Consider the following 6721-nt stretch of genomic DNA (forward strand, 5'->3'; position numbering starts at 1 on the left):
ACGAAGGGGCCCCCGCCACCGGCGGGGGCCCCTTCGTCACGAGCTACGGCGAAGAACTAGCCGCCGAACTCCTGCAGACCCTTCACCGCCTGGTCCAGCAGCGCCTGACGGCCCTCGAGCTCCTTGGCCAGCTTGTCGGCGCGGGCGTTGTTGCCCTGTGCGCGGGCCGTGTCGATCTGCCCGCGCAGCTTGTCGACGGCCGCCTGCAGCTGACCCGTCAGACCCTCGGCACGCGCACGCGCCTCCGGGTTCGTACGGCGCCACTCGTTCTCCTCGGACTCCTGAAGAGCCCGCTCCACCGCCTGCATCCGGCCCTCGACCTTGGGCCGGGCGTCGCGAGGCACATGGCCGATGGCCTCCCAGCGCTCGTTGATCGAACGGAAGGCGGCGCGGGCGGCCTTGAGATCGGTCACCGGCACCAGCTTCTCGGCCTCGGTGGCGAGCTCCTCCTTGAGCTTGAGGTTCTCCGCCTGCTCTGCGTCGCGCTCGGCGAACACCCCGCTGCGCGCCGCGAAGAAGACGTCCTGGGCGCCGCGGAAGCGGTTCCACAGGTCGTCCTCCGCCTCGCGCTGGGCACGGCCCGCGGCCTTCCACTGGGTCATCAGGTCGCGGTAGCGGGCCGCGGTGACACCCCAGTCCGTGGATCCGGAGAGCGCCTGGGCCTCGGCGACCAGCTTCTCCTTGGTCTGCCGCGCCTCCTCGCGCTGGGCGTCCAGCGAGGCGAAGTGCGCCTTGCGGCGCTTGGAGAACGCGGAGCGCGCGTGCGAGAAGCGGTGCCACAGCTCGTCGTCCGACTTCCGGTCGAGCCTCGGCAGGCCCTTCCAGGTGTCCACCAGCGCGCGCAGCCGCTCGCCGGCGGCGCGCCACTGCTCGCTCTGCGCCAGCTCCTCGGCCTCGGTGACCAGCTCCTCCTTGGCCTGCCGCGCCTCGTCGTTCTGCTTCGCCCTCTGGGCCTTGCGCTCCTCGCGACGCTTCTCGACCGTCGCCACCAGCGCGTCGAGCCGTACCCGCAGCGCGTCGAGGTCACCCACCGCATGGTGCTCCTCCACCTGCTGACGCAGATGGTCGATGGCGGCCTGGGCGTCCTTCGCCGACAGGTCGGTCGTCTTCACCCGCCGCTCGAGGAGGCCGATCTCGACCACCAGGCCCTCGTACTTGCGCTCGAAGTAGGCCAGAGCCTCCTCCGGAGTCCCGGCCTGCCACGATCCGACGACCTGCTCGCCCTCGGCCGTTCGCACGTACACGGTGCCCGTCTCATCGACACGGCCCCACGGGTCGCTGCTCACAGCGCCTCCTCAACCTGATGCCGGCGAGGGTTTTGTCCCCCCGGGCATCGTCCACAGTTTCCTGGACGGGCCTCGCCCGCCCCTCACAACGCGAATGCAGCGCGCTGCACAACGCCAATCTAGGCGACCGGCCGCCCGGCTGTCCGCACTCAGCGCGGCCGAAATTGCCCGGCTCACACCTTTGTGACCGTGGCCTTCTGCACGGTGACGGCCTTCTTGGGCGCCCCGTCCGGTGCGCCTCCCTGGGCCCCGGCCTTGCCCACGCCCTGCACGACCTTCAGGCTCTTGGCGTCCATGGTGCCGAACGGCGTATAGGTGGGGGGCAGTTTGCTGTCCTTGTAGACGAGGAAGAACTGGCTGCCGCCCGAGTTCGGCTGGCCGGTGTTGGCCATGGCCACCGTGCCCGCCTTGTACGTGACCGAGCCGTCGGCGCCCGGCTTGCCGAGGCCGGCCAGGTTCTCGTCGGGGATCGTGTACTCGGGGCCGCCGGTGCCGTCGCCCTTCGGGTCGCCGCACTGCAGTACGAAGATGCCCTGTGTGGTCAGGCGGTGACACTTCGTGCCGTCGAAGTAGCCCTTGTCCGCCAGCGACTTGAACGAGTTCACCGTGTGCGGCGTCTTCGCGGCGTCCATGGCGATCGTGATCGCGCCCTGGTTGGTCTTCAGCGCGTACGTGTACTTGGCCTTCTTGTCGATCGACATGGCAGGCTCGGGCGCTTTGCTCTCGGAGGGGGAGGCGCTCGGTGGTACGTCGAGGGGTGCCGCGTCGTCCTTCGTGTCACCGGCGAGGCCCATCGCGTACACGCCACCGCCCGCGGCGAGCACCACGGCGAGCGCCGACGCGATGATCGCGTTGCGCCGCCTGGCCTTCTGACGTGCCTGCTCCCGACGCTGCTGCTGGCGCTCGAACTTCTCCCTGGCGAGCTGCCGCCGCCGCTGATCGCTGCTGACCACCGGGTCTTCTCCTTGTACGTTCGAATACGTCGCGTAGTGATAACCGCCGAGCCTGCCCGTACCGTATACGGGTTGGCTGTGTGATGAGCAGCGCCGGTAGGCTCTGATCTGCTGCAATCGACGTGAGGCAGCTGTCCGACGACGACCGAACTGAGGACGATCGTGCTTATTGCCGGGTTCCCCGCCGGGGCCTGGGGGACCAACTGCTATCTGGTCGCCCCCGCCGCAGGCGAGGAGTGCGTGATCATCGACCCGGGCCACCAGGCCGCCGAGGGTGTCGAGGACGCGCTGAAGAAGCATCGGCTCAAGCCTGTCGCCGTCGTCCTCACCCACGGGCACATCGACCACGTCGCCTCCGTTGTCCCCGTGTGCGGGGCCCACGACGTGCCGGCCTGGATCCACCCTTCGGACCGCTACATGATGAGCGACCCGGAGAAGGCGCTGGGCCGCAGCATCGGGATGCCGCTCATGGGCGAGATCACCGTCGGGGAGCCCGACGACGTCAAGGAGCTCACCGACGGCGCGGCGCTGAGTCTGGCCGGTCTCGATTTCTCCGTCTCGCACGCGCCCGGCCATACCAAGGGGTCGGTGACCTTCCAGATGCCCGAGTCGGCGGACGTTCCGTCCGTCTTCTTCTCGGGCGACCTGCTGTTCGCCGGCTCCATCGGACGTACGGACCTGCCCGGCGGCGACATGGACGAGATGCTCGGGTCGCTGGCACGGGTGTGCCTGCCGCTCGACGACTCGACCGTGGTGCTGTCCGGCCACGGCCCCCAGACGACCATCGGCCGCGAGCGCGCCACCAACCCGTATCTGCGCGAGGTGGCCGCCGGCCTCGGGAGCGTATCGCCCGCTCCCCGACGAGGAATGTGACGAGACTTCTCACGTGAGTACCTTCCAGGCCCCCAAGGGCACGTACGACCTGATCCCCCCGCGGTCCGCGACGTACCTCGCGGTCCGCGACGCGATCTCCACCCCGCTGAAGAACTCCGGCTACGGTTACATCGAGACGCCCGGCTTCGAGAACGTGGAACTCTTCGCGCGCGGTGTCGGTGAGTCCACCGACATCGTCACCAAGGAGATGTACGCCTTCGAGACCAAGGGCGGCGACAAGCTCGCCCTGCGCCCCGAGGGCACCGCGTCCGTCCTGCGCGCGGCGCTGGAGGCCAACCTCCACAAGGCCGGCAACCTGCCCGTGAAGCTCTGGTACTCGGGCTCGTACTACCGCTACGAACGGCCGCAGGCGGGCCGCTACCGGCACTTCTCCCAGGTCGGTGCCGAGGCCATCGGCGTGGAGGACCCGGCACTGGACGCCGAGTTGATCATCCTCGCCGACCAGGCGTACCGCTCGCTGGGCCTGCGGAACTTCCGCATCCTGCTGAACTCCCTGGGCGACAAGGAGTGCCGTCCCGTCTACCGCGAGGCGCTGCAGACCTTCCTGCGCGACCTCGACCTCGACGACGACACCCGCCGCCGTATCGAGATCAACCCGCTACGGGTGCTCGACGACAAGCGCGACGCGGTGCAGAAGCAGCTGACCGGCGCCCCGATGCTGCGCGACTACCTGTGCGACGCGTGCAAGGCGTACCACGAGCAGGTGCGCGAGCTGCTGGGCGCGGCGGGCGTCGCGTTCCAGGACGACGAGAAGCTCGTGCGCGGTCTCGACTACTACACGCGCACGACCTTCGAGTTCGTCCACGACGGCCTCGGCTCGCAGTCCGCGGTGGGCGGCGGCGGCCGCTACGACGGCCTGTCCGAGATGATCGGTGGCCCGGCGCTGCCGTCCGTCGGCTGGGCGCTCGGCGTGGACCGCACGGTGCTGGCCTTGGAGGCGGAGGGCGTCGAGCTCGACATCCCGGCCGCCACCAGCGTGTACGCGGTCCCGCTGGGCGAGGAGGCGCGGCGCGTGCTGTTCGGCGTCGTGACCGAGCTGCGCAAGGCAGGCGTCGCCGCGGACTTCTCGTACGGCGGGAAGGGCCTCAAGGGCGCGATGAAGAACGCCAACCGCAGCGGCGCCCGGTACGCGATGGTCGCCGGCGAGCGCGATCTCGCCGACGGCGTCGTCCAGCTCAAGGACATGGAGTCCGGTGAGCAGGCTCCCGTGGCCCTGGCCGATGTGGTCGACGAGATGCGGGCCAAGCTGGCCTGACACGGGCAGCCACAGCGGTGACGGGGGCCCGGAGCGATCAACTGCCCCGGCCTCCCGCGCCGTTGTGCCGCCGCTTTCGGGTGTTCCTTATCCGGAGCGAACGGAGCGGACCCGTGCCGGTGCGGCACAATGACCGTGACCTCAGCAGCCCCGGAGATGGAACGGCGATATGACGAGTTCAGCGGCCAGCGACATGTCCACCGACCACGGCGCGCCCGGCGCCCGCACGGTCGGTGGCAGCAAGGGTCTCGCCTGGCTGCTGGTGGTCACCGGCGCCGCCGGGCTCCTCGCCGCGTGGGTCATCACGATCGACAAGTTCAAGCTGCTGGAGGACCCCTCCTTCACACCGGGGTGCAGCCTCAACCCCGTTGTCTCGTGCGGCAACATCATGGAGAGCGACCAGGCCGCCGTCTTCGGGTTCCCCAACCCGATGCTGGGCCTGGTCACCTACGGCATGGTGATCGCCATCGGCATGGCCCTCTTCGCGGGCGCCCGCTACCGCCGTTGGTACTGGCTCGGTCTGAACGCCGGCTGCCTGTTCGGCGTCGGCTTCTGCACCTGGCTCCAGTACCAGTCGCTGTACGAGATCAACGCCCTCTGCCTGTGGTGCTGTCTGGCCTGGGTCGCCACGATCTTCATGTTCTGGTACGTGACCTCGCACAACATCCGCAACGGGCTGCTGCGCGCCCCGGCCTGGCTGCGCGGCTTCCTCGACGAGTTCACCTGGGTCCTGCCCGTGATGCACACGGGCGTGATCGGGATGCTGATCCTGACCCGCTGGTGGGATTTCTGGACCGGCTGACCGGCCCCGGCGATGTCAGTGGGCTGACATAGGCTGCACAGCGTGGAGCCCGACCTGTTTACCGCCGCAGCCGAAGAACGCCAGGAGAAGGACCCGACCAGCAGCCCCCTGGCCGTCCGGATGCGTCCGCGCACCCTGGACGAGGTGGTTGGTCAGCAGCATCTGCTCAAGCCCGGCTCCCCGCTGCGCAGGCTCGTCGGCGAGGGCGGGCCGGGACCGGCCGGGGCCTCCTCCGTGATCCTCTGGGGCCCGCCGGGCACCGGCAAGACCACCCTGGCGTATGTGGTCTCCAAGGCGACCAACAAGCGCTTCGTTGAGCTCTCGGCGATCACCGCCGGCGTCAAGGAGGTCCGCGCGGTCATCGACGGAGCCCGGCGCGCATCGGGCGGCTTCGGCAAGGACACCGTCCTCTTCCTCGACGAGATCCACCGTTTCTCCAAGGCCCAGCAGGACTCCCTGCTGCCCGCGGTCGAGAACCGCTGGGTGACCCTGATCGCCGCCACCACGGAGAATCCCTACTTCTCGGTGATCTCCCCGCTGCTCTCCCGCTCCCTGCTGCTCACTCTCGAGTCACTGACCGACGACGACGTCCGCGGCCTGCTGCGGCGTGCGCTCGCCGAGGACCGGGGGCTGGGCGGCGCGGTGTCGCTCATCGAGGACGCGGAGGCCCATCTGCTGCGCATCGCGGGCGGCGACGCCCGCCGGGCACTGACGGCCCTGGAGGCCGCCGCGGGCGCGGCTCTCGACAAGGGCGAGGGCGAGATCACGCTCGAGACCGTGGAGGAGACGGTCGATCGCGCGGCGGTGAAGTACGACCGCGACGGCGACCAGCACTACGACGTCGCCAGCGCGCTCATCAAGTCGATCCGCGGCTCCGACGTGGACGCCGCGCTGCACTACCTGGCGCGGATGATCGAGGCGGGGGAGGACCCGCGGTTCATCGCCCGGCGGCTGATGATCTCGGCAAGCGAGGACATCGGGCTCGCCGATCCGACCGCCCTGCCGACCGCCGTGGCCGCGGCGCAGGCCGTCGCCATGATCGGCTTCCCGGAGGCGGCGCTCACCCTCAGCCACGCCACCATCGCGCTGGCGCTCGCTCCGAAGTCGAACGCGGCGACGACGGCGATCTCCGCCGCCCAGCAGGACGTGCGCAACGGCCTGGCCGGCCCTGTCCCGCCGCACCTGCGCGACGGCCACTACAAGGGCGCGGCCAAGCTCGGCCATGCCCAGGGATATGTGTATCCGCACGACGTCCCGGGCGGTATCGCCGCGCAGCGGTACGCGCCGGACGCGGTGCACGGCAGGCGCTACTACGAGCCGACGCGTTACGGCGCGGAGGCGCGGTACGCGGACGTGGTGGAGAAGGTACGGGAGCGGCTGCGCGGCGAGGACGGCTAGGGCGTGTTTCGAAAGTAGCGTCGTCCGCCCGCAGGGCGGGGCCCGCGGCGTCTGGTGCGTGCAATCGCAAGGCGGAGGATCATCCTCGTACTGGACGTACTTGGATGACTCCGACAACGCAGCGAGTGTGCGT

6 protein-coding genes are annotated in these 6721 nt (G+C 69.9%); 4 read left to right on the top strand and 2 right to left on the bottom strand.

All coding sequences use genetic code 11. The features are described from left to right. Positions 1–56 precede the first annotated feature (56 nt). On the bottom strand, positions 57–1286 hold the full coding sequence (locus ACZ4SA_RS15470) for a DUF349 domain-containing protein (RefSeq protein WP_468274235.1): 1230 nt from the start codon (positions 1284–1286) through the stop codon (positions 57–59). A 173-nt stretch (positions 1287–1459) separates the two neighbouring features. After that, on the bottom strand, positions 1460–2239 hold the full coding sequence (locus tag ACZ4SA_RS15475) for a peptidylprolyl isomerase (RefSeq protein ID WP_468274237.1): 780 nt from the start codon (positions 2237–2239) through the stop codon (positions 1460–1462). Positions 2240–2401: 162 nt separating this feature from the next. Between ACZ4SA_RS15475 and ACZ4SA_RS15480 the strand changes: the two genes are divergently transcribed. The 4 genes from ACZ4SA_RS15480 to ACZ4SA_RS15495 all read left to right on the top strand — a co-directional run bounded on the left by ACZ4SA_RS15480 (position 2402) and on the right by ACZ4SA_RS15495 (position 6588). Continuing rightward, a complete protein-coding gene (locus ACZ4SA_RS15480) occupies positions 2402–3112 on the top strand; it encodes an MBL fold metallo-hydrolase (RefSeq protein ID WP_468274240.1) in 711 nt (236 codons plus the stop codon). Positions 3113–3125: 13 nt separating this feature from the next. Continuing rightward, the gene (gene hisS / locus ACZ4SA_RS15485) at positions 3126–4388 is read left to right on the top strand and encodes a histidine--tRNA ligase (protein WP_468274242.1); all 1263 of its coding nucleotides are present in this window, start codon (positions 3126–3128) and stop codon (positions 4386–4388) included. 169 nt (positions 4389–4557) lie between these two features. Continuing rightward, on the top strand, positions 4558–5190 hold the full coding sequence (locus ACZ4SA_RS15490; protein WP_468274245.1) for a vitamin K epoxide reductase family protein: 633 nt from the start codon (positions 4558–4560) through the stop codon (positions 5188–5190). 42 nt (positions 5191–5232) lie between these two features. Further along, positions 5233–6588, top strand: coding sequence for a replication-associated recombination protein A (locus ACZ4SA_RS15495; protein WP_468274247.1), 1356 nt, complete (start codon positions 5233–5235; stop codon positions 6586–6588). Positions 6589–6721 lie beyond the last annotated feature (133 nt).

It is taken from the genome of Streptomyces sp. NPDC027962, assembly GCF_055566095.1.